Source organism: Streptomyces sp. NPDC050619 (assembly GCF_040654815.1).
GTDB lineage: Bacteria > Actinomycetota > Actinomycetes > Streptomycetales > Streptomycetaceae > Streptomyces.
Map to the genome: position 1 here is coordinate 1 of NZ_JBFAIR010000180.1, position 1121 is coordinate 1121.

Sequence of the window (1121 nt, forward strand, 5' to 3'; positions counted from 1 at the left end):
GGCCGATCAGTATCGAGACAAAGTGCCCGAAGTCGGTGAAGGTGCGGTCGGTGGCGAGCGGGATGCCGTACAGGGCGAAGACGACCAGCAGGTACGGGTAGCGCCAGGGTGCGGCGATGCGGTAGCCGAGCAGGGCGATGACGCCGGCGAGGGCGTAACTCACGCCGATGTCCAGGGTGTTGACCGCCGAGATCGGGGCCATCCCCTCCCGGATGGCGTTCAGCAGGACGCCCTCGCTCAGCAGCGTCGCGAACACGTGCGCGGACGCGCACACCCCCAGCCAGCGCAGGGTGCCCAGCCAGCGTTCGACCTGAGCGTGGAAAACGGTGTACAGGAAGGCGTACGGCAGCCAGTGTCCGCCGTCGATCCACATCGCGCTGGAGATGAGCACCCGCACGGGGTTTTCGGACAGCTCACGGATGTTGGTCGAGCGCTGCCGCAGGAACTGCTGCTCGAACTCCGGCGACATGTGGTGCAGGGCGACGGTCGTGACGAACAGGACGAGCAGCCAGCCGTACGTTCCCGGGGCGCTGCGGAGGTAGCCCGCCACCGTCCCGAGCCCACGCCGAATCCGGATGACCCCGTTCACACAGGTCAGTATGGTCGGGAAGGTGATCGAGGTGCCTGGCGAACTGGCCGCTTCGCTGGAGAGGTGGAACGGGGCGGCCGGGCGCGCGTTCGCCGCGGACCTGCCCGGGCGGGCCCGGGAGTTCGCCGGTCGGTGGGGGCTGCGGGTCGACGGGCCCGCGATGTACGGCGTGTGCGCGCTGGTCCTTCCGGTGGTCCGGGACGACAACACGCGTGCGGCGCTGAAGCTCCAGCCGCTCGACGAGGAGACCGCGGGCGAGCCGCTCGCGCTGCGCGCCTGGGACGGTGCGGGTGCCGTACGCCTCCTGGAGCACGACGAACCCACCGGCACACTGCTCCTCGAGCGCCTCGACGATACCCGCACGCTCTCCGACGTGCCGGACGCCCGCGAGGCGGTGCGCGTCATCGGCGCGCTGCTGGCCCGGCTGACCGCCGTACCGGCCCCACCGGGACTGCGGACCCTCGACGCCGTCGCGCGGGCGATGCTCGAGCGGGCGCCGGCGGTGCTGGAGCGGGTGGGCAAGGCGGCGGAC

Annotated in this window: 2 protein-coding genes; one reads left to right on the forward strand and one right to left on the reverse strand. The window is 71.5% G+C overall.

Annotated elements, in window-relative coordinates; translation table 11 throughout:
- Nucleotides 1-589: rhomboid-like protein (locus tag AB0I77_RS53865; RefSeq protein WP_363290379.1), on the reverse strand; the 589-nt coding region annotated here is incomplete at its 3' end.
- 22 nt (nucleotides 590-611) lie between these two features.
- Between AB0I77_RS53865 and AB0I77_RS53870 the strand changes: the two genes are divergently transcribed.
- A partial coding sequence (locus AB0I77_RS53870) for an aminoglycoside phosphotransferase family protein (protein ID WP_363290380.1) occupies nucleotides 612-1121 on the forward strand: 510 nt, incomplete at its 3' end.